This is a genomic window from Streptomyces sp. NBC_01497 (assembly GCF_036250695.1).
In the GTDB taxonomy this organism is placed as follows: Bacteria; Actinomycetota; Actinomycetes; order Streptomycetales; family Streptomycetaceae; genus Streptomyces.
The window spans coordinates 1,705,688-1,725,792 of sequence record NZ_CP109427.1 but is presented as its reverse complement, the minus strand read 5'-3'; the positions used below and the strand labels follow the sequence as shown (position 1 = coordinate 1,725,792).

Here is a 20,105-nt window from a genome sequence, read left to right as displayed (position 1 = left end):
CGAGAGCGAGGGCGGGCGCCGGCGACGGCGGACCTCGGCCTCATGCCCGCCGGTGCGCTGCCGCAGGCCCGGCTCGCCGGTGACTCCACGGGTGCGCTCGTCGCCACGGTGGTACGCCTGCCGGCTGTCGGGTCCGGTGTGTCCTTCACACTGCCGATCCTCGTCGCCGGGACGGCCGGGTCCATCCCGACGGAGCAGGCCATCGGCGCGAGACGTCAACTCGTCGCGAGGAGAGAGTACTTGTCCGGGCGTGACAGCATCCGGTGGGTCGGCCCGGCGCGTTCACGGTGCACGGCGTACGGCACCGGGCGGGCGCTGGTCGCGCGACGCGCGGCCGTGCCGAACTCCCGGCGTCGCGCCCTCTCCTTATTGGCGTTGCGGCGCCGCGCCCCGCGTCGTACGTTCCCTCCGGGCGCGAAGAGTGTGCCCCCGCCCCGGTCGTGGGCCGCCGGATCGGAGACTTGGAACGCCATGACTTCCCACCTCCTCGCGCTTTCGCTCGATGCGAACGACCCGCTTGTCCTGGCGCGCTTCTGGGGCGGCGTCCTGGGCTGGGAGTACGCCGACGATCCGCTTGACGGCGTCGTCCTCCTGCCGAGCGATCACTCCGGATTGCGGATCCGCTTCACCCCGACGCGGGAGCGGAAGACCGACCGCAACCGGATGCACTTCGACCTGACGAGCACGTCCCTCGACGACCAGCGGGGGACCGTGGAAAGGTCGCTCGGACTCGGCGCCCGCTCCGTCGACGTCGGTCAACGCCCGGAAGACGGCCATGTGGTGCTCGCCGACCCGGAAGGCAATGAGTTCTGCGTCATCGAGCCCGGCAACGCCTTCCTTGCCGGCTGCGGATCCGTCGGCGCGCTCGCGTGCGACGGCTCGCAGGAGGTCGGGTACTTCTGGAGTGAGGCCCTGGGCTGGCCGCTGGTCTGGGACCAGGACCAGGAGACCGCGATCCGCTCGCCGCACGGCGGTTCGAAGGTCACGTGGGGTGGTCCGCCGCTGATGCCGAGGGCAGGGAGGGACCGGCTGCGTTTCGAGGTCATCCCGGCGGCCGGCGCCGATCAGGAGAGGGAGATCGACCGTCTCGTCTCCCTCGGTGCGGCGCGGACCGGCCCCGGCGGCACCGGCACCGCCTCGACCGACGCGGCCCGGGACGGGTCCGGCCGGGTGGTGATGACCGACCCCGACGGCAACGAGTTCTGCGTCCTGCGCCCCGGGGGCGGAGCCGGCTCGGGGCGGCCGGCGAACCCGTAGGCCCGCGGTCGTCCAGGACGTCCTCCCACCCCTCGGTGGCGTGGCGGGCGTCGAGCCCTGCGGCGCGCCCCGCTCTCCCCGCGTGTGCGACACGCCCCCCGGGGATCGCTGCCTCCAGGGATCGGGGATCGGGGATCGCCGGAATCAGGTGTCCCTTCCGAGTCGCTGGCGCTCCGTCACGGCGACGGAGCCGACGGCGGTCGCCCGGCGTGCCGGGGGACGCCCCGGATTCCACAGGCCTGGCTGTCGGTGCTCGCCTCTGTCGTGGCCCGCGTGGTGCCCTGCGCGCCTGGCGACGGGGGCGTGGGTTCGCGCTGATCGGCTGGCTGATGATATGAGGATCGCGAACGGTTCTGGGGAGACCCGGTCGCGCACAAGGGGTGGGAGAACGTCATGGGCAAGGACGAGGCGTCCATACCGGACGAGGAGTGGGAGCGTTTCCTGCGGGAGGCCGAGGCCGGGACGCAGGGCGCGCCCCAGGAGCCGTCGGCGCGGGCCCGGATGGCCGGCCGGCGGCTGCGGGAGGAGACCGGTCCTCCCGGCGGATGGCGGACTCACCAACCGCCCCGGCGCAGACGGGTGAAGGCGTGGTACGTGGCCGGACTCCTGCTCGCGGTCGGGCTGTTGGTCGTGGCGTTGGATCCAGGGCGGGTCGTCGGCTGGTTCGGGGACGGTAACGGGGACGGAGATGGCGTCAGTGCGTCGCTCGCCGCACCGCCGTCGCTCCAACTGCCCACGCCGGAGCAACCGTTCAGGGGATCACCGGCTGCGCAGTGGGACGACGGAACGGCCGGGATCAGTGTGCCCCGGGCCCGGGCGACCGGCTGGATGACCAAGGGACAGGTCGCGCAGGCGCTCGATCAGAGTGTGGACTTCCTTGCCGCCTCCAGCCTGGATCCTGATGTGCTGCGCGGGGAGCGGCCGAAGAGAGCGATCGCGTTGATCAATCCACACCAGCGCGATGTCCAGGACTACCTGTCGACCGCGTTCCGCGATCCCAGGGGAAAGAACGACCCGCTGCTGCTGTTCAGCCGCTTCGCACAGACGAAGGTGCGGCTGGTGGGGGACGTGGTCAAGACACGAGGATGGATCACGTTCGGCGAGGGCAAGCGTGGCGCGGTCGAGGTGACCAGTGATGTCACCTACGTCTACCCGGTCGTCCGTGCCGTGCCGGGCAGCGAGGAGGTCGCGCGCACCATCGTGCGCCGCGAGACGGTGATGAGCTGGGACGACCCGGCGAAGGTGGTCACCGAGCCGGGGACGTTCTCCCTCGCCTCCTACAAGGTGGACTCCACCAACGGCGGCTGCGGTGACTCCACGGGATACTTCACCCCCGAGTTCACCGCCGACCGTGCGGTGAAGGGTCCGGGGAGCGGTCCCGAGGAGGACCCGTACGACCGGACCACGTCGATGGACGCGCGCATGCGAGAGGCCGGCCCGGCGGAGTGCGGGACCGCCACGCGAACGTGACGGCCGGAAAACCCGTCGCGCGGATCGAGCGGGATATGCACGGAATCCGGTGAGGAGGGCCGCCCGGGCACACAACACGGCGACACGCCCTCCGGCGCTCATGTCGACCGGGGCGGGCACGGCGAAAATCCCCTTATGGACACCCCGCAGAAAGTCGCCATCGTCACGGGAGCCTCCGGAGGCATCGGAACGGCGCTGGTCGAGGCCTACCGGGAACTCGGCTACGCGGTCACCGCGACCGCCCGCTCGATCCGGGCACCGGGTGGGACCGGGGTACTGGCGGTGCCGGGCGACGCGACGGAGCCCGGCACCGGCGCCCGGATCGTCGAGGCGACCATGGACCGGTTCGGCCGCGTGGACACAGTGATCAACGGCGCCGGGCTCTTCGTCGCGAAGCCGTTCACCGAGTGCACCGACGAGGACTACGAGTCGATGGTCGGGGTGAACCTGCGCGGCTTCTTCGACATCTCCCGCAGCGCGATCCGCGCGATGCTCTCCCGCGACGGCGGCGGGCACATCGTGAACATCTCCACCAGCCTCGTCGACAACGCCGACACCCACGTGACCGCCGCGCTCACCTCACTGACCAAGGGAGGACTCAACGCCGTCACCAAGTCGCTGGCCATCGAGTACGCCACGCGCGGTATCCGGGTGAACACGGTCGCCCTCGGTGTCATCCGCACCCCGACGCACCCGGCCGACCCCGGTGGTGTCCAGGCGTCGCGCCACCCCGTCAACCGCATGGGTGAGGTCGACGACGTCGTGCGGGCCGTGCTCTACCTGGAGCAGGCCCCGTTCGTCACCGGCGAGATCTCGCACGTCGACGGCGGCCAGAGCGCCGGGCACTGACCGCGGGGCCCGTGCCGTCCTGCGCCGCGCCCGCCCGAGCGGTCTCCGGCGCACTGCCGTGCCCGCCCCGGCGAGCCACGCCGAGCGGTGAACCCCTTCCACGGCTCGCGGCGCGCCTCCCGTGCCCGCGACACACCCACAGGAGAACCCCGTGACCACCACACCGGACGACGGAGAGATCCTGACCGGCGTCCTCGACCAGTGGAAAGCCGGCGTCGACGCTCACCGACCCGAGCAGGTCGCGGCTCGATTCACCGAGGACGCCGTCTTCCAGGGACGCCATCCCTACAGCGTCGGACGGCAGGGAGTCGCCGAGTACTGCGGCTCGCAGCCGATGGGCATGACGGCCCGCTACCGGATCCCGGGGAAACCCTCAGGCGAGGACCTTCAGCAACTTCTCTCCGAGCACCGCCGCGGAATTCGGATTCTGCCCGGTGACGAGGTTGCGGTCCTCGACCATGTACGGCTCCCACACCGGGCCGCGGCTGTACTTGACCCCCACCTTCTCCTTCAGATCGTCCTCCAGCAGCCAGGTTGCCCTGGAGGCCAGTCCCACGCCTTCCTCTTCCTCGTTGGTGAAGCCCGTGACCTTGTAGCCCTTGAACGGCGAAACGCCGTGGATCCTCGTGGCCAGCATCGCCGCGGGAGCGTGGCACACGATGAACAGGTGCCTGCCCGAAGTGAGTTGGTCCGTCAGCAACCGGCCCGCGTCGGCGTCCAGCGAGAGGTCCGACATCGGGCCGTGGCCGCCGGGCAGATACACGGCGGCGTAGTCCTCAAGGCGCACGTCCGAGAGCTTGAGCGGCCGCCGCATCGCCTCGGCGTCACGGATGATGGCCTCCAGATCGAGGGCCGCCTGTTCTCCGCCCGTCATGGAGGGCCGCAGGCTCATCATGTCGACGTTCGGGGTCACGCCGTGCGGCGTCGCCACCACGACCTCATGTCCCGCGTCGGTGAGCGCCTTGTACGGGTTCGCGAATTCCTCAGCCCAGTAACCGGTCGCATACCGGGTGCCGTCCTTGAGCACCCAGTACGTCGCTCCGCTCACTATGAAAAGGATCTTGGCCATCGCTGGTTCGCCTCCTCGTCCCCCACCTGGCAATTCCAGGGGGTTCGACTCCGTTCCAGCCTAAATACGTGGGCGACGAGGCGCATGCGGGCGGCAACCCGGCCCGGGACCGTGCGGCAACCCCGCCCGGGACCGTGCGTAAGTCACTGACGCCGCGCCGATCCGAGCGCCGTCCCGGAGGCCGTCATGGATCGCGCTGGGCACTGAGGTTGGGCAGTGAGGTGACGAGGGGAGTTGACGTGCGTACGGAGGGTCGTCGATTCCGGGGAGTCGCGTGGCGAAACGGCACGTGACGGGCGCTAAGGCGTAGGTGGCCCCGTCACGCATGCCGTCAGGCCTGCCTCTCGTCACCTTTCGGGCGAAACGGAATTCCACGACGTGAATGCGAAGCCCCGTAATGCGCCCGAAAGGCGCTTTCACGAAAGGCGGCAATCCCGGAAACGGGGAAAAGCGCCCCCGCTGAGGAACCGTCGAGGAACCGCTGAGGAACCGCTGAGGAGAGAAGCCGGCGCGAGAAGCCGGCGCGAAGTCGAATCGTGACGGATTTCCGGTCGGCGGCAGAACGGGGTCACCGCGCCCGGCCTCGTGGGGATGGGAGGGCCCGTCCCCCGCCGCCGTCGTCGGTCCCCGGGCAGGGAGGCTTTCGCGCGGCGATCTTGGGCAGACGGTAGCCAGCGGCGCGTGAGACACGCGTACATGGTGAGGAGATGTCATGAGTGAGGCAGTGCTGTACACGATCGGTTCCGGGGTCCGCTGCGCGGACGGGGAGTGCGGCAGCCTCCGGCGCGTGGTGATCGACCCGATCGCGAGGCGTGTGACCCACCTGGTGGTCGATTCCGGACAGTGGCCGAGTCGGCTGGTGCCGGTCTCCCTGCTCGACGACGGAGCCGAGGGCATCACGCTCACGTGCGGGCAGGAGGCCTTCGAGGGGCTGGAAGCCGCGGAGGAGGACCGTTTCCTGCCCGCTGACGAGGAGAACGATCTCGGCTACGACCCCGGGCAGACCATGGTGTGGCCCTTCTTCGGTCCGAGCGTCGCCGTCGCGGGCCTGAGTCCGTCCCCGCTCATCCTGGCCGGCGGAGTGGGCGCGACGACGCGTGAGCGGGTGCCGGCCGGCGAGGTGCAGATCCGCCGCGGCGAACCGGTGGAGGCCGTCGACGGTGCCTTCGGGCGCGTGCACGGTCTGGTCGTCGAGGGCGGGGACCACACGGCCACCCATGTGCTGCTGAGTGAAGGGCACCTGTGGGGCAGGAAGACGGTCGCCGTCCCGATCGCCGATGTGGAGCGCTCCGGCACGACGATCCGCGTCAACTACACGAAGGACCAGCTCAAGGATTTCCCCGCCTACGATCTCGCCCCCACACCGGTGTGAACCACGACAGCGGCTCGGGCGCCGTGGCCCCGCTCACGGGGGAGTCGCGCTGGAGGCCCGCGGACCCCGCTTGAGCGGCGCTGCGGACCCGCGGGTGGTCCGGGACCGGCGCTGGGGACCGCGGGTGGTCCGGGACCGGCGCCGGGGACCCGTGGTGGTCCGGGACCGGCGCTGGAGGCCTGCGGCTGGGAGCGTCGCGGCGTGTTCCGGGGCGCAGGCCTCTTCAGCGCTCCGCCGGGGGCCGGTTCCGCGCGGCGGTGCCGCCCACGGGCGGGCGCACCATGACGACGTCGACGGGGTCCTGGCTCTCCGTGACGAAGCCGTGGCGTTCGTAGAGCCTGCGGGCGGAACTGCCCTGCAGGACGGTCAGGCGTACGGCCGCCTCCTCCGCGTCGGTGCGCGCGAGTACCGCGCGCAGGACGGCGGTTCCGAGCCCGCGGCCCTGGTGGCGGTGGGCGAGGTAGAAGTGCTCCAGCATCCGGCCTTTCGCGGTGGGCCGGACGGTGACGCATCCCGCGAGTTCGCCGTCCACCACGACGACCGACGTGTGCCGCTCGGAGAAGGAGTCCCGGAAGCGCTGTCGCACCCGGACCTCGTCGTAGCGTCCGAGACGTTCCAGATCCGGGCGCATGACGACGGCCCGCAACTCGGCGATCGCCTCGACGTCCGCAGCGGTGGCGGAGCACAGCACCCATCCAACACCGCGCGCCGACACGGTCCGTCCGGCCACCGCGCCGGACGGGGGCGTCCCGTTCACCGTCTCCGTGTCCATGGCCGTAGTCTCTCAGCCGCCCGTTCCGGGCCGGCACACGGTGGCCGGGACGAGAGCGCCGGAGCCGGGCGCGACCTCGAACGACGGGAGCGACCCGCGCCGTGGTGCGGCGCGGGTCGCTCGTGTCCTGCCGGTCGCGGGAGCGCCGGTTACGCGGTCGCCACGGCGAAGACGTGCATCACGCCTCCGGACACCGTCGACGGCAGTGTCACACTCGCCAGCTGCTTGCCGGCCTGGAGCGCGATGGGCGCCGTCGCGAAGATGTCCGTCCCCACCGCGTCGGGGCCGCTGCCCTGGGCGTCGCGGTACGAGGTCTTCAGCGCCACCGTGTTGCCGAACGACGGCTGGTTCGCCCCGCCGCCCAGGGTCCAGTCGCTGAAGCCGATGTCCGCCTGCTGCTTCGTGCCGTCGGTGTAGGTCAGGGTGACCGTACCCTCGGCCGAACCCTCGGCCGCGCTGCCGAGCAGGCTCAGCTTCGTGGCTCCGGAGTCGGCGGCCAGTGAGACGACCTGCCCCGTGGCCGGCTGCCCGGGCGTGACCTGGATGTTGTCCGGGTCGCCCGCCGACACGTCGGGCCAGGTGAAGTCGAAGCCGTCGGACGACACCGTGCCGCCGGGAACCGCGCCCGCGGCGGCCAGGGCCTGGGCCGAGTAGCTCCAGCCCTCGCCGTCGAAGTTGGCGGCGGGCTTCGCGTCGTCCGAGATGCCCTGGCTGTTGAGGTTCCAGAGCACACTGTCCTGGGGCGCGACGGTCACGGAGACCGAGGAAGGCCGCAGTGCCGTGCTGCCCGAGGTGAAGGCGACGGGCACGGTGTAGAAGCCGGCCTTGGTACCGGTGCCCGCCGAGACGGAGACCTTGGCGCTCGCCGTACCTCCGGCGGGCACCGCCAGGGTGCCCTGCAACGGGGTGACGGTGAGGCCCGCGGGCGGTGTGGCCGTCCAGTGCACGGTGGTGGCCTTGGCGTCCAGCGTCTGCGCCTTGACGGTCGTGGTGGCCGCGTCCCCGCCGGGTACGGCCTTCAGCGCCGCGGTGCCGACACCGGTGAACAGGCGGGTACCGCCGCCCGGGAACGACGGCGGGGCGTCCGAAGCGGCGCTGCCCCACGACGTGTTGGGCGTGCTGCCCAGCGTGTAGTCCAGGGTCCCGCCCTTACCGACGAACGACGCCGGCAGCCAGGGCTTGTCGGACTTCTTGCCGTTGGTCCGCAGTGACTGCACGTACGTGTTGCTCGACGAGGCCGCCGGCGCGTTGACCGTGATGGTCTTGCCGTGACCCGTGTGGATCACCGCACGCGGGAAGAGCGGCGCGGAGAGCACCATCTCGGAGCGGCTGGGGACCTGCGGGTACATGCCGAGCGCGGAGAAGACGTACCAGGACGACATGGTTCCCGCGTCGTCGTTGCCGGGGATGCCGCCGGGACCGTTGGTCCACAGCTGGTCCATCTCCGCCCGTACCGTCTGCTGCGTCTTGTACGGCGCGCCGAGGTAGTCGTAGAGGTACGGGGCGTTGATGTCGGGCTCGTTGGTCGGGTCGTACCGCGTGCCGTCCTTCGCCGAGAAGTCGAACGTCCCGTCCGGCGCGCGGAAGAAGGAGTCGAGGCGCTGCGTCGCGGTCGCGTCGCCGCCCATCGCCGCGGCGAGGCCCGCCACGTCCGAGTAGACCATCCAGGTGTAGCGGGCACTGGTGCCCTCGACGAAGCCGTTGCCGGTGTCCGGGGTGAACGTACCGGCCCAGCTGCCGTCGGCCTGGCGGTCGCGGATGTAGCCGCCCTGAGGTGTGGCGTTGGGGTCGAAGACGTTCGTCCAGTTGCCGGACCTGGCCAGGAAGGACTTCTGGCTCTTCTTGTCACCGGTGGCCCCGGCGAGCTCCGAGAGGCCGAAGTCGGCCGCCGAGTCCTCCAGCGTCTCGGCGGCGCCGCCCCAGCAGTGGCAGTTGTCGGCGGGCACGTAACCGAGCTTCAGGTACTGGTCGAGGGCGGGACGCTGGCCCGTGCACTCGACGTTGCAGCCCGCGCTGCTGCTGTCGTCCGCGGTGGGCACGGTCGCGGCCTTCTCCAGGGACTTCAGGGCGCCCCGCACGTCGAAGTCCTTCCCCCCGAAGGCGTAGATGCCCGCGAGAGCGGCGTCGGACGGGTCACCCGACATGATGCTCGTCTTGCCGTTCTCCAGGAGCCAGCGGTCCCACTCGCCGCCGTTCTGCTTCGCGTAGTTGAAGAGGGACTGCGCGTAGTCGCTGCCCGCCTTCGGGTTGAGCAGGGTGAGCAACTGCACCTGGGCGCGATACTGGTCCCAGCCGGAGAAGGTGCCGTACTGCGCCTTCTGCCCGGAGGCGAGCTTGTGCGGCTTCCGGTCGGAACCGAGGTACTGGCCGTTCACGTCACTGGTGAGCGTGGGCTCCAGCATGGAGTGGTAGAGCGCGGTGTAGAAGGTGGTGCGCTGGTCGTCGGTGCCGCCGCCGATCTGGACCTTGGACAGGGCCGAGCGCCAGGCCGCCGCGGCCTGGGACTTGACGGCGCCGAAGGTTTTGGCGGGCGGGTTCTCCGCGCGGAGGTTCGTCTCGGCGTTCTTCTCACTGACGTAGCTGATCGCCACCTTCGCCTGGACCTTCGTGGTCCCCTGCTTGAAGGTGACGTAGCCGCCCGAGCCCTTGCCCGCGACCGGGTTGCCCGACGAGCTGTAACCGGTGCCGCCCTCGGCCGAGGTCGATCCGGCCTGCAGGGCGTCGTCCTTCCAGGTGCCGACCTGGGCGAACGGCTTGTCGAAGTGGGCCGTGAAGTAAAGGGTGTAGACGTCGTGACGGTTGTTCGCGCTCTGCGGGCCGCAGAAGTTGCCCGCCGTGACCGACCCCGTCACCGTCCTGGCCGCCGCGTCGATGTGCACCGTCGCGTCCGTGCTGCCGCTCTCGGAGTTGGAGGTGCGGAACAGCATGCTCGCCGGCTTGTCGGCGGGGAAGCCGAACTCACCCGTACCGGTGCGGTCGGTGGTGGTCAGCTCGGCGCTCGCGCCGCTGTCCAGACCCACCTTGTAGTAGCCGGCGCTCGCGCTCTCGTTCGCGTGGGAGAACGTCGAGGCGTACGTGGAGTCCTTCGTGTCCGAGGTGGGGGACGAGGTCACGTCGCCCACGACCGGCATGATCGGGATGTCGCCGTTGGCGCCCGAACAGCCCACGCCGTTGAGGTGGGTGAGGCTGAAGCCGCGGATCTTCGTCGCGTTGTACTGGTAGCCGCCGGGAGCAGGTGTGGAGACCTGGTTGCCCGTGGAGTTCTGGGGGCTCCACGCGAGCATGCCCAGCGGGTTGACCGCGCCGGGGTAGGTGTTGCCCGCGTTGGAGCTGCCGATCAGCGGATTGACGTACGACACGGGGTTGGTGACCGTGCCTCGCCCCGCGGTGGTGGCGGCGGAGGCCGGCGCCACGGTGAGTGCGAGGCCGAGGGCCGCCATGGCGCCCACGGCGACGGAGCCGAGCCCCGCCTTTCTCAGCCGGCGCCGTCTGGACGCCGTACGGCGTTCCTGGGTGTCTGACACCGTTCCTGCCCTTCGCTGGTACGGAAGCCAACGCGACCGGACGCGAGCAAGAACGGTCCGACAACGTTGTCAGTAATCGAAAGGATGCTCTCCGGTTGATCGGCGGGTGTCAAGGGCGTTCGGTATACGGAGATGGGGGACGGCGTGCCGCGCGGGCGGCCTGACGGCGTGCCTGGCGGGTGCGACGCCCCCCGCGTTCGGCCGTGGCGGGGCTGCGACCGGCGTGTGGGGCGGGGTCCGGGCGCGGCTGCGTACGGGAGTTCCGGAGCGAGGCGCCCCGGGGCCCGAGGTGCGGGCGGCCGAGTCCGGGGGGTCAGTGTGCCGTTCCCTGTCATCGGATGTCTAGCCCCTCAACGGACCCATGCTCCGAGAGGTGTCACTCGGCTGCGGCGATCGGTTCGCCACCTGCGGCCTTCCATGCCAGCGGGGCGTCGGCAGGGCGCGCGAGGTGCGGACCCGACCCGCCGGATTCTCTGAATGTGCCGACCGTGACGGTGAGATGCGGCGTCCGATTCACGTAGCTGCGCGCCCCGGTCGTGGGCGTGCGGGGTGGGGCATCGGTGCGGCACGAGTGGGGGAGGGGTCCTGTGGCAATCGTTGTCATGGGCATTGACAGAACGAACCCGGCGCTCGAATCATCGGATCTATGGCTGATCTCCCCCGACGTCATGTCATCGCCGTAGCGGTGGCAGCCGCAGCGACCGCGGCTCTCGCCGCTCCGTCCGACGCGTACGCGAACCCTTCGGCGCGGACCCCGCAGCGCCCCGACGACAGCGCGCCCGGCGGTGGTTGGGCCGCCGCCCCCGCAGCCGTCCCCGTCCCCCTGGACCAGTGGGCCGACAACGACGGGATCGACACGGCCGGCTCGCGGGGCGGTGACTTCGACGGCTCGGGCTACACCTACCCGGGCGAGGAACTCCCCTCGGGCGAGACGACCGTGGCCGGCATCCCGTTCCTCTTCCCGTCCGCGACGGCAGCCGGGAACAACAACGTCGTCGCCTCGGGGCAGCGTCTCGACCTGCCGCTGGGCCGCTACCTCTCAGCAGTCTTCCTCACCGCCTGCAGCTACGGGCAGACCTCGGGGACGGCCACCTTCCACTACGACGACGGGACCACCTCCGAGGCCCCGCTCGGCGGTCCCGACTGGTACGCGGGCAGCGGGGCCGTGGCGGCGCCCTACCGCTACGACCCGACCGGGGCCGAGGACGCCCACCAAGTGGTCATCGCGAACACGGAGATCCCGATGGACCCGGCCAGGCGGGCGGTGGGCGTCACCCTGCCCGTCACCGGCCCCGCCCGGGCCGGCACCCCGGCCCTGCACGTCTTCGCCCTCTCGCTCCAGCCCGTGGCCACCGGGCGCGCCCTGGCACTGCGCGACGTACGGTCGACGAGCACCACACTGCCCGACGGTTCACAGAGCGTGGAGGCCACCGTCGTGAACGCCGGCAGCGTCGGAGTGCTGGCGGCCGACGGGCTGAAACTCACGGTGGACGTCCCCGGCGCCCGCACCGCGACGCCCGCCGCCGTCGCCCGGCTCGCCCCGGGCGAACAGGCACGCGTCCGGATCGGCATCCGCCCCGGGGCGGCGACGCCCCCAGGAACCACGGCCCAGGGCAGTGTGCTGGCGGCGAGTCACGGCCGGACCGTGGCGTCGGCCGCGCAGCGCCTCACCCTCGGCGTCCCCGACTACCTGCCGACCGACGCGTCGCTCGGCTCCCATCAGGCGCCGTACTGGTTCCAGGACGCCAAGTTCGGCATCTTCATCCACTGGGGCGTCTACTCCGTACCGGCATGGGCGCCGGTGGGTGTCCAGTACGCGGAGTGGTACTGGCAGCAGATGCAGGACCCCGGCAACCCCACCTACGCCCACCACCGTGACACGTACGGCGAGGACTTCGCCTACGACGACTTCATCCCGCGCTTTCGCGCCGAGCGTTTCGACCCGCGGGCCTGGGTCGAGCTCTTCCGCGACGCCGGGGCCGAGTACCACGTGCTCACCTCGAAACACCACGAGGGCTTCGCCCTGTGGGACACCAGGTTCTCCGACCGTAACGCGGTGAAAATGGGACCGCGGCGCGACCTCGTGAAGGAGCTCTTCGACGCCTCGAAGCGGTACGCGCCCGAACTGCACCGGGGCCTGTACTTCTCCATGCCCGAATGGTTCAACCCGGACAACCCGTGGGAGGGGCACGCGCCCCGCAACCCCTACACGCTCGCCCCCCTGCCGTACACCGGATACACGGCGGGCAAGGACTACGTCGAGGACTACCAGGCAGCACAGCTGCTGGAGTTGATCGACGGGTACGACCCCGAGATCATCTGGTGCGACATCGGCGGGGTGAACGACAGCCACCACGTGCTCGCCGAGTACTTCAACCACGCGAAGAACCGGCACCGGCCCGTCGAGGTCACCGTCAACGACCGTTCGGGCATCGGCCCGCACGACTTCACGACACCCGAGTACACCACGTACGACTCGGTCGTCACCGCGAAGTGGGAGGCGAGCCGCGGCCTCGACCCCCGTTCCTACGGATACAACAGCGCCACTCCGGACGACCAGTACATGAGCACGGAGGAGGTCGTGCACTCACTGGTCGACATCGTGTCCAAGAACGGCAACTTCCTGCTGGACATCGGCCCGCGCGCCGACGGGACCATCCCCGAGGTCATGCAGCGCAGGCTGCGCGAGACCGGCGCGTGGCTGCGCACCAACGGCGAGGCCATCTACGGCAGTACGTACTGGGCCCGCATGCCCCAGCTGGGCGACGACCTGCGCTTCACCGTGCGGCCGGACCGCGCCTTCTACATCCACTCGCTCGCGCGGCCGGGCAGCACACTCGTCGTCGAGGCGCCGGTTCCCATCCGCTCCGGCGACCGTGTGACCCTGCTCGGCCACGACCGACCGCTGTCGTGGCGCACACGGGGCGACGCGCTGGTCATCGATGTGCCGGCCGCCGCGCGCGCGACGGGCCACCACGTATGGGTGTTCAAGGTCGACTGGCGTTCCTGACGCCGGTCGACCCGGCCGCGGCCCCCGGCGCCCGACCGGGGCGGTCCCGTCCGGTTCCGCCGCGCCACCCGGTGACGCGGCGGAACCGGGCCCGGGCACGGGCCCACCGCGGCCCGGCCTATCCTGAGGACGTCTTCCCGAGCCGCAGGAGGAACCATGACCGCCGCACGGCTGCCCGAGACCGACTTGACGCCGGTCCTGCGAACCGACTTCAGCGATGACGACTCCTGGCGGGAACTGCTGGGCGAGGTGGACGACGGCTGGGTCGCGGTGCAGGCCGACCGTTCCCACGAAGGACTGTCCACGGCGGAGTTGCTGGCACTGGTTCCCGAGGGCAGTCGCTACCCGGTGCTCGTCGTCGCCGACGCCGAAACGTTCTCCGGTGAGGAACGCACACTGCTGGTGGTGGACGTGGCCGACGAGCCCGGTCGGACGTTCCGCGCCGTGCCCGACGCGTGCCGGTCCGCCGTGGGCAACCTGGCGATCGCGAACCTGGGATTCGACGATTACCTGCGCTCCGTCGACGAGTCCGGGGTCCACCGGATCACCGAACGGCACCTGCGGGCACACGCCGAGCTGGAGGCAGCGCTTCAGCACCGGCCCGCGCTAGTGCCGCATCAGGCAATGTTGGCCCTGTCGACGACCGCGCGTAGGCGCCGGTCGTCGGCATGGCGGTTCCGCCAGATGATGTAGCGGCGGATCATGCTGCCCTGCTCTTTGTGGGAGGCGTGGTCGGTGCCGTCGAGGGTGAAGTACCGCAGGGCGGTGAACTGGGCCTCGATCCGGTTCAGCCAGGAAGAGTTCGTCGGCGTGTAGGCGATCTCGACGTTGTTGGCCGCGGCCCAGGTGCCGACCCGCTGGCAGCGTTTCGTGGTCAGGTGCGGGGAGAAGTTGTCGCAGACGATCGCGATGCGGGTGTCCGGCGGATAGAGAGTGCGCAGGTAGCGGCAGAACTCCAGGAACTGCGTCCGCCTCTTGACCGGCTTGATGTGGCCGTAGAGCTTGTCCTTGGCCAGGTCCAGAGCGGCGAACAGGTGCCGAACTCCGCCGTAGCGGTTGTAGGTCGCCCGGCGCCTGCGGCGGGGTTCGCGGTCGGGGTCCTTGTGCTTGCCGCCGCGTTCGGTCCACTGCCGGCCGGGGTGGGGCATCAGGTTGAGCGGCCCGAACTCGTCCATGCAGAAGACGACTTCGGGTTCGCCGTCCTCGGGTATGACCTCGCCGTCGGCGATTGCGTAGAGGTGCTCGACGCGGGCCTTCTTGGCCGCGTAGTCGGGGTCGCGGGAGGTCTTCCACGTCTTCAGGCGTTGAAAGGAGACGCCTTCCTCGCGGAGCAGGATGCGCAGGCCCTCGTGGCTGATGTCGTCGACCACCCCCTCAGCGACCAGGAAGTCCGCCAGCTTGGCCAGGCTCCAGGTCGAGAAGGGCAGGTCGTGTTCGGTGGGCTTGGACTTGGCGATCTTCTTGATCTCGCGGCGCTCGGGCAGCGAGAACGTCTTCGGGCGGCCGCCCTTGTACTTCGGATACAGCGAGTCGAAGCCGTCGGTGTTGAAGTTGTGGATCACATCGCGGACCCTGTCGTCGCTGGTGAACGACACCTCGGCGATCTTCGCTGCCGGCATGCCCTGCGCGGAGAGCAGGACCATCTGGGCCCGGCGCCAGGTCACCACCGACCCGGTGCCTCTGCGGATGATCCGCAGAAGCCGCTGTCCCTCGTCATCGTCGATCTCTCGGACACGTACTCGCTCTGCCACTCGGACAGGGTGACGGACACGCGCCGCCCGGCATAGCATCCGGACGGCGCGTCACATCACAACAGGGCCAACGTTGCCTGATGCGGCACTAGGTCCTGGCCATGAGGCGACCGGTGCGCGGCCCGGCGTGAGCATCGCGGGGCCCGGGCACGCGCGCGCCGCCTCCCCGGGCACCGCCCCGCTCCACACCGGGCGGCGACAGCGGCCCGCCACGCCCGGGCCGCCCCCGACGCCGCCGGTCCCGCCGCAGTCCTGAACGGCCGCTACGGGCCCTGCTCGGCGTGCCTGTCCGCTCCCGCCGCCGTCTCCACGACGATCTGCCGTGTTCTTACCGGGTGTGACCGGGTCCGTCGAGGAAGCCCAACAGCACAGCGGCCTCCGCGCGGAGCCGTGCCGCTCGTTCGGCATGTGCGGGAGCTGTCAACTGTGCTGCGATGCGCAGCCGTTCGTCGGCCTCGGCTCGTACGATGTCCACCACACCGGACACGCTCAGCTCGTATCGCGCCGCTTCGGTGGCACCGGCGCCCACCGGTGACGCTTCGAGAGCGAGACCGCGCAGCCCGGCTGCGTCGACGGGCGCCGCCTCGGCGTTGTCCAGTGCGGCGAGCGTCGTGCGCAGGGCGCTCACCGTGACCTTGTCGCGGGCCCGCATCGCTTCCGGGAGGGCTTGACGCATACGCACACGGAGAGACATGACGGGACCCTAAGGCCGTACTCCGGAGCGTACAACGGGATTTCCCCGGGGCACGGAGTTCGATGCCCGGACCGCACGGGTCGCGGGGTACGAGAACGGCACGCGCGACAGAGCCGCCGCAAGCCCCGTGCACCGACACGGGCAACGGCTGAACTCGACCGTGCAGCAGAATCGGAAAGACTCCTGGCCGCCGGGATGGGACATACGTCCCGCCGATCGGCGGTCGGCATACGGAGATTGATGTCACGTCATACGTGCTGGCCGGAGCCGGAGGCCGCACTGCCAGGGACCGGATGCCACGTGCTGTGGCGCCCGGAGGTCACGCGCGGAGCAGGTCGCTCGAAACGGCCCACAGGCGCTCGGCGGTGGCCGGATCGAGGGCCCACTCCTTGACTCCGTGCGGGTGCTGTGCGAGGTCGGCGTCGTCCGGCACGGTGTACGCCTCTCGCCCGTCGTCGAGGTAGTGGCCTCCTGAGTGGGCGAACTCCGGGAAGACGGCGGCGACGATGCTGGTGGCGGCGCCCTGCTCGACAGTTTTGTAGGTGAAGACCCCGGCGGCTTCGGCTGCGTCGAGCGACTCCTTCTGGTGCCTGGTGAAGTTCCGCTGCAGTCCCGTCGCGACACCGCCGGGGTTCACCGCGTTGGCGACGATGCCGTCGGACGCCCAGAGGTTGGTCGCATGGACGGCGAAGAGGGAGTTCGCCGTCTTCGACTGGGCGTAGGCGATCTGCGGGTCGTAGTCGCGTCGCTCGAAGTGGAGGTCGTCGAAGTCGACGCCGGAGCGCATGTGCGCCGTCGAACTGACCGAGACGATCCGGGCTCCCGCGCGGCCGGTCGCTCCGAATGCCAGCGCGTCGTGCAGGCCGGTGGCGAGGGCGAAGTGGCCGAGATGGTTCGTCGCGAACTGCAACTCCCATCCCTCTCGGGTTCGTTCGAGGCCACCGGTGACCACGCCCGCGTTGTTGACCAGCAGGTGGAGCGGTCCGCTCCAGGCGTCGACGAAGCGCGTGACGCTCGTCCTGTCGGCGAGGTCGAGCCGGACGACGCGGGGCCGGATCCCCCCGGTGGAGTTCTCGATCGCGACGGCGACGGCGTCGGCGGCAGAGGTGTTCCGGACCGCGAGTGTCACATGCGCCCCGGCGGCGGTCAGCGCACGAGCCGTCTCGACCCCGATTCCCGACGAACCACCCGTCACGATCGCGCGGACGCCGCTCAGGTCGACGCCGTGCAGCACCTCGTCCGCGGTGCTGGATGCGGTGAAGGGCGTGGAGACGGGTTCACGAGCAGTCATGGCGCGAACTTTACGCACTGAACAAGATTTGTATAGTCCGGTATCCGCTCGTATGCTCGACGCATGAGCAGCAGTCCCGATGTCGGCCACCCGCGCCCGACCGCCGCCGGTGCGGACCGTCGGACCGCGGTGCTGGACTCGGCCATGGTCACGTTCGCGCGCCACGGCTACCGGAAGACCTCGATGGAGGAGGTGGCGCGGGCGGCGCGCATCTCGCGGCCCGGGCTGTACTTCCTCTTCTCCTCGAAGGAGACGCTGTTCCGTGCCGCGGTCACCCAGACCCTGGAGCACGACATCACAGCGGTCGAACGCATCCTGGCCGACACCGGCCGACCCCTCCCGGAACGGCTGGTCGAGGCGTTCGACCAGTGGGCGGGCCGCTACATCGGCGCGCTGACGCACGATGTGGGGGTGGTCGTCGAGGACAACCCCGGCCTCCTCGGAGAGATCGTCGAGACCGTGCCGCGCCGTTTCGAGGAACTGATCACCGACGCGATCGCCGTCGGGTCGGGAAAACAGGCGGCCCGCCCCCTCGCACAGACGCTGATCAGCGTGTCGGTCGGCCTCAAGCATCAGGCCGGATCGCGGGAGTTCTATCTCGAACGGCTTGAGGTCGCTGTCGGGCTCGTCCTGCGCTGACGCCGTGGCGCGCCTCGCCTCCGGCCGGCAGCGCGCCCGCAACCTCGTCCAGCGTGGAGCGCCATCCCAGGGCCGTCCCCGCATGTCGCGGTCGGACAGATGGAGAGGCGGGTCTCCCAAGGGAGAGGCAGCCAAAGGAGGGGAGAGTCCCACCGGAGTGCGAACGCGTCTCCTGAGCCACAGGAGAAACGCTACTTCTCTTCTGCAACAGGGATATGGAGCCGAATGGGCGAATTAGCCCGGCGGGCATTGTGGGGGCGCCTGCCCGTGGAGGCTAATGGATCGCAAGCAGGGTCCCGCCCTGCTGTTCTTCCAAGGGAGACCATGCACATGCGCGTTCGCATCGCCTTGGCCGCTATGGGCGTGGCGGTCTTCACCGCCGTCACCGCTCTCGCCGGTACTGCCGTTGCGGCTCCGGCACCCGCAGCACGGGTGTCTGTCGCAGACCACCACCGCGGCAACGGCGACGACTGGGGCCGTCACCACCACCACCACGGTCGGGGCCATCACCACCACCACGGTGGACACCACCACAACCACCACGGCAGGGGCCACAACCACCGCTGAGGCCTCGGTCCCCTCGACCTCGGTCGAGGGGACCGTCACTGTCGAGATGCCCCGTCCTTCCGGCGCCTGGAGGACGGGGCTTTTCCGCGTTCGCGGGCCCCTGGAGCCGGGTGCCTGGCCTCGCCTGCGGCGGCTGTTGTGGTGCTGTCCCTTATCGGGCGCACAGCTTCGGTACAGCATCCGCGTGTACCCGAGCGCCGGTCAGCGCATGGCGTTATCCGGGGCGTTCGGGTGTGCTCGGGTTGTTTTCAACGACGCCCTTCGGGCCCGCGAGACTGCCCGTGCCGCCGTGCCGCCGTGCTGCCGTTCATCCCGTCCGGCGGGCTGTCCAAGCAGCTCACGGCCGCGAAGAAGACCCCCGAGCGGGCTTGGCTTGCCGAGGTGTCGGCGGTGATCCTCCAGCAGTCCCTCCGGGACCTGGATACCGCATACCGAAACTTCTTCGACGGCCTCAAAGGCAAGCGCCCCAAGACGGGGCCGCCCCGGTTCACGTCGCGGAAGGGCATTCGGCAGACGGTCCGGTTCGCCGCGAACGCCGGATGGAAGATCACGGCCGGCGGGAAGCTCCGGCTCCCCAAGATCGGTGACGTGGCCGTGAAGTGGTCCCGCTCCATGCCGTCGGCCCCGTCCACAGTGACCGTGGTCAAGGACAGTTCGGGCCGGTACTTCGCCTCGTTCGTGGTCGAGACCGACCCTGAGACGCTGCCCGCCACGGACAACGTCGTCGGCATCGACCTGGGCCTGACCCACTTCGCGATCCTCTCCGACGGTCGGAAGATCGACAGCCCGCGCTTCCTGCGCCGGGCCGAGAAGAAGCTGAAGAAGGCTCAGCGTGACCTCAGCCGGAAGGCCAAGGGATCGAGGAACCGGGCCAAGGCCCGAATCAAGGTCGCACGCGCCCACGCACGGGCCGCCGATGCGCGGGCGCGAGTTCCACCACAAGCTCTCCACGCAGTTGATCCGCGAGAACCAAGCGGTCGCCGTGGAGGACCTGGCGGTGAAGGGGCTCGCCCGCACGCGTCTGGCCAAATCCGTGCACGACGCGATGGTCCGCGTTCACCACGATGCTGGCGTACAAAGCCGCCCTGCATGGGCGGACCTTTCACGCAATCGGACGCTTCGAGCCGACCTCACAGGTGTGCTCCGTGTGTGGCATCAAGGACGGCCCCAAGCCCCTCAGCGTCCGCGTCTGGACGTGCGGGGCCTGCAGAGCCGTCCTGGACCGGGACATCAACGCGGCGATCAACGTCGCGAAGGCCGCCGGACTGGCGGTATCAGCCTGTCGAGCGCAGGTAAGACCGGTACTCCTACCGGCGCAGCGCGAAGAAGCAGGAACCCACCCGAGGACGAGCCGGACATCCGGCAGCCAGGCGGGAATCGCCCTCCTTTAGGCGGGCGAGGATGTCAATGCGGCTCAGGGGTGACGGCCTGCCATGACCTCCGGACCCTGGAACACATCGGTTTCGGCCATGGCCGGCTCTTCGTCGGCGGCTGGTCCGCCTACAGCCGTGACGTGTCGCGCCCGGTGGAAACCGGGCCCGCTCGCTGAACTCCCCGCGTATCTCTCCTTCACCGTGTGCCACCGCCCCGAGGGCCCCCTGCCGTGGCATCGCCGGCGGGGCCCGGGGGCCGGGCGCGGTGGTGCACGCTGAGGACGCGGCCGGGGCGGCCACGTAGGAGAGACCCCTCAGCCGTCTGCCGGCGGGAGTCTCCCTCAGCCGTCTGGCGGCCGTGCCGGCGCGACCCGGTCGGCGAGCACGCCGGCCGGAGGCCCGGCCCGCCGGTTCCGCTGCCCAAGAACGGCCGCCGGCTGGGCTCCTGCCGATGCCGGCCCCACCAT

At 70.4% G+C, this 20,105-nt stretch carries 14 protein-coding genes and 2 pseudogenes; 10 read left to right on the top strand and 6 right to left on the bottom strand.

Annotation, left to right across the window (positions count from 1 at the left end):
* The first annotated feature begins 471 nt into the window (after window positions 1–471).
* From OG310_RS07355 to OG310_RS07340, 4 genes and pseudogenes are all read left to right on the top strand, one after another.
* Window positions 472–1,257 (top strand): VOC family protein, encoded by a 786-nt coding sequence (locus tag OG310_RS07355; RefSeq protein WP_329455064.1) that lies wholly within the window; start codon window positions 472–474, stop codon window positions 1,255–1,257.
* A gap of 393 nt (window positions 1,258–1,650) precedes the next feature.
* A complete protein-coding gene (locus tag OG310_RS07350; protein WP_329455063.1) occupies window positions 1,651–2,727 on the top strand; it encodes a hypothetical protein in 1,077 nt (358 codons plus the stop codon).
* 135 nt (window positions 2,728–2,862) lie between these two features.
* Window positions 2,863–3,576 (top strand): SDR family NAD(P)-dependent oxidoreductase, encoded by a 714-nt coding sequence (locus OG310_RS07345; protein WP_329455062.1) that lies wholly within the window; start codon window positions 2,863–2,865, stop codon window positions 3,574–3,576.
* A gap of 151 nt (window positions 3,577–3,727) precedes the next feature.
* Window positions 3,728–3,937: pseudogene (locus tag OG310_RS07340) on the top strand (hypothetical protein); the annotation flags it as partial.
* Window positions 3,938–3,949: 12 nt separating this feature from the next.
* Here the strand turns inward: OG310_RS07340 and OG310_RS07335 are convergent.
* A complete protein-coding gene (locus OG310_RS07335; protein ID WP_329455061.1) occupies window positions 3,950–4,645 on the bottom strand; it encodes a type 1 glutamine amidotransferase domain-containing protein in 696 nt (231 codons plus the stop codon).
* A 712-nt stretch (window positions 4,646–5,357) separates the two neighbouring features.
* On the opposite strand from OG310_RS07335, the gene OG310_RS07330 reads away from it, so the two are divergent.
* Window positions 5,358–6,017, top strand: coding sequence for a hypothetical protein (locus OG310_RS07330; protein ID WP_329455060.1), 660 nt, complete (start codon window positions 5,358–5,360; stop codon window positions 6,015–6,017).
* Between the two features lie 223 nt (window positions 6,018–6,240).
* On the opposite strand, the gene OG310_RS07325 is transcribed toward OG310_RS07330, so the two are convergent.
* Window positions 6,241–6,789: a GNAT family N-acetyltransferase gene (locus OG310_RS07325; protein WP_329455059.1), complete on the bottom strand. Its 549-nt coding sequence runs from the start codon at window positions 6,787–6,789 to the stop codon at window positions 6,241–6,243.
* A 149-nt stretch (window positions 6,790–6,938) separates the two neighbouring features.
* A complete protein-coding gene (locus OG310_RS07320) occupies window positions 6,939–10,229 on the bottom strand; it encodes a GH92 family glycosyl hydrolase (protein WP_329460065.1) in 3,291 nt (1,096 codons plus the stop codon).
* Between the two features lie 730 nt (window positions 10,230–10,959).
* On the opposite strand from OG310_RS07320, the gene OG310_RS07315 reads away from it, so the two are divergent.
* Together OG310_RS07315 and OG310_RS07310 are read left to right on the top strand one after the other, a co-directional pair.
* Window positions 10,960–13,323 carry an alpha-L-fucosidase gene (locus tag OG310_RS07315; RefSeq protein WP_329455058.1) on the top strand — a complete coding sequence of 788 codons (2,364 nt, stop codon included), beginning with the start codon at window positions 10,960–10,962 and terminating at the stop codon, window positions 13,321–13,323.
* A 156-nt stretch (window positions 13,324–13,479) separates the two neighbouring features.
* Window positions 13,480–14,016, top strand: a complete 537-nt coding sequence (locus tag OG310_RS07310; RefSeq protein ID WP_329455057.1) for a DUF6924 domain-containing protein — start codon at window positions 13,480–13,482, stop codon at window positions 14,014–14,016.
* On the opposite strand, the gene OG310_RS07305 is transcribed toward OG310_RS07310, so the two are convergent.
* From OG310_RS07305 to OG310_RS07295, 3 genes are all read right to left on the bottom strand, one after another.
* Window positions 13,941–15,074 (bottom strand): IS630 family transposase, encoded by a 1,134-nt coding sequence (locus OG310_RS07305; protein WP_329455056.1) that lies wholly within the window; start codon window positions 15,072–15,074, stop codon window positions 13,941–13,943. The genes OG310_RS07310 and OG310_RS07305 overlap by 76 nt on opposite strands.
* Window positions 15,075–15,402: 328 nt before the next feature.
* Window positions 15,403–15,726 (bottom strand): hypothetical protein, encoded by a 324-nt coding sequence (locus OG310_RS07300; protein ID WP_329460064.1) that lies wholly within the window; start codon window positions 15,724–15,726, stop codon window positions 15,403–15,405.
* 361 nt (window positions 15,727–16,087) lie between these two features.
* Window positions 16,088–17,059, bottom strand: coding sequence for an SDR family NAD(P)-dependent oxidoreductase (locus OG310_RS07295; RefSeq protein WP_329455055.1), 972 nt, complete (start codon window positions 17,057–17,059; stop codon window positions 16,088–16,090).
* 144 nt (window positions 17,060–17,203) lie between these two features.
* On the opposite strand from OG310_RS07295, the gene OG310_RS07290 reads away from it, so the two are divergent.
* The 3 genes and pseudogenes from OG310_RS07290 (at window position 17,204) to OG310_RS07280 (ending at window position 19,656) form a co-directional block, all read left to right on the top strand.
* On the top strand, window positions 17,204–17,698 hold the full coding sequence (locus OG310_RS07290; RefSeq protein WP_329460063.1) for a TetR/AcrR family transcriptional regulator: 495 nt from the start codon (window positions 17,204–17,206) through the stop codon (window positions 17,696–17,698).
* A gap of 330 nt (window positions 17,699–18,028) precedes the next feature.
* Complete coding sequence (locus tag OG310_RS07285; protein ID WP_329455054.1) at window positions 18,029–18,265, top strand: hypothetical protein; 237 nt, start codon at window positions 18,029–18,031, stop codon at window positions 18,263–18,265.
* Between the two features lie 208 nt (window positions 18,266–18,473).
* A pseudogene (locus OG310_RS07280) lies at window positions 18,474–19,656 on the top strand (RNA-guided endonuclease InsQ/TnpB family protein).
* Window positions 19,657–20,105 lie beyond the last annotated feature (449 nt).

What these genes read in the sequence shown, in the direction of transcription:
- OG310_RS07330 (WP_329455060.1), top strand. Translation starts at nt 5,358, where the DNA reads ATGAGTGAGGCAGTGCTGTACACGATCGGTTCCGGGGTCCGCTGCGCG.
- OG310_RS07345 (WP_329455062.1), top strand. Translation starts at nt 2,863, where the DNA reads ATGGACACCCCGCAGAAAGTCGCCATCGTCACGGGAGCCTCCGGAGGC.
- OG310_RS07355 (WP_329455064.1), top strand. Translation starts at nt 472, where the DNA reads ATGACTTCCCACCTCCTCGCGCTTTCGCTCGATGCGAACGACCCGCTT.
- OG310_RS07325 (WP_329455059.1), bottom strand. Translation starts at nt 6,789, where the DNA reads ATGGACACGGAGACGGTGAACGGGACGCCCCCGTCCGGCGCGGTGGCC.
- OG310_RS07320 (WP_329460065.1), bottom strand. Translation starts at nt 10,229, where the DNA reads ATGGCGGCCCTCGGCCTCGCACTCACCGTGGCGCCGGCCTCCGCCGCC.
- OG310_RS07300 (WP_329460064.1), bottom strand. Translation starts at nt 15,726, where the DNA reads ATGCGGGCCCGCGACAAGGTCACGGTGAGCGCCCTGCGCACGACGCTC.
- OG310_RS07310 (WP_329455057.1), top strand. Translation starts at nt 13,480, where the DNA reads ATGACCGCCGCACGGCTGCCCGAGACCGACTTGACGCCGGTCCTGCGA.
- OG310_RS07285 (WP_329455054.1), top strand. Translation starts at nt 18,029, where the DNA reads ATGCGCGTTCGCATCGCCTTGGCCGCTATGGGCGTGGCGGTCTTCACC.
- OG310_RS07335 (WP_329455061.1), bottom strand. Translation starts at nt 4,645, where the DNA reads ATGGCCAAGATCCTTTTCATAGTGAGCGGAGCGACGTACTGGGTGCTC.
- OG310_RS07295 (WP_329455055.1), bottom strand. Translation starts at nt 17,059, where the DNA reads ATGACTGCTCGTGAACCCGTCTCCACGCCCTTCACCGCATCCAGCACC.
- OG310_RS07290 (WP_329460063.1), top strand. Translation starts at nt 17,204, where the DNA reads ATGGTCACGTTCGCGCGCCACGGCTACCGGAAGACCTCGATGGAGGAG.
- OG310_RS07350 (WP_329455063.1), top strand. Translation starts at nt 1,651, where the DNA reads ATGGGCAAGGACGAGGCGTCCATACCGGACGAGGAGTGGGAGCGTTTC.
- OG310_RS07315 (WP_329455058.1), top strand. Translation starts at nt 10,960, where the DNA reads ATGGCTGATCTCCCCCGACGTCATGTCATCGCCGTAGCGGTGGCAGCC.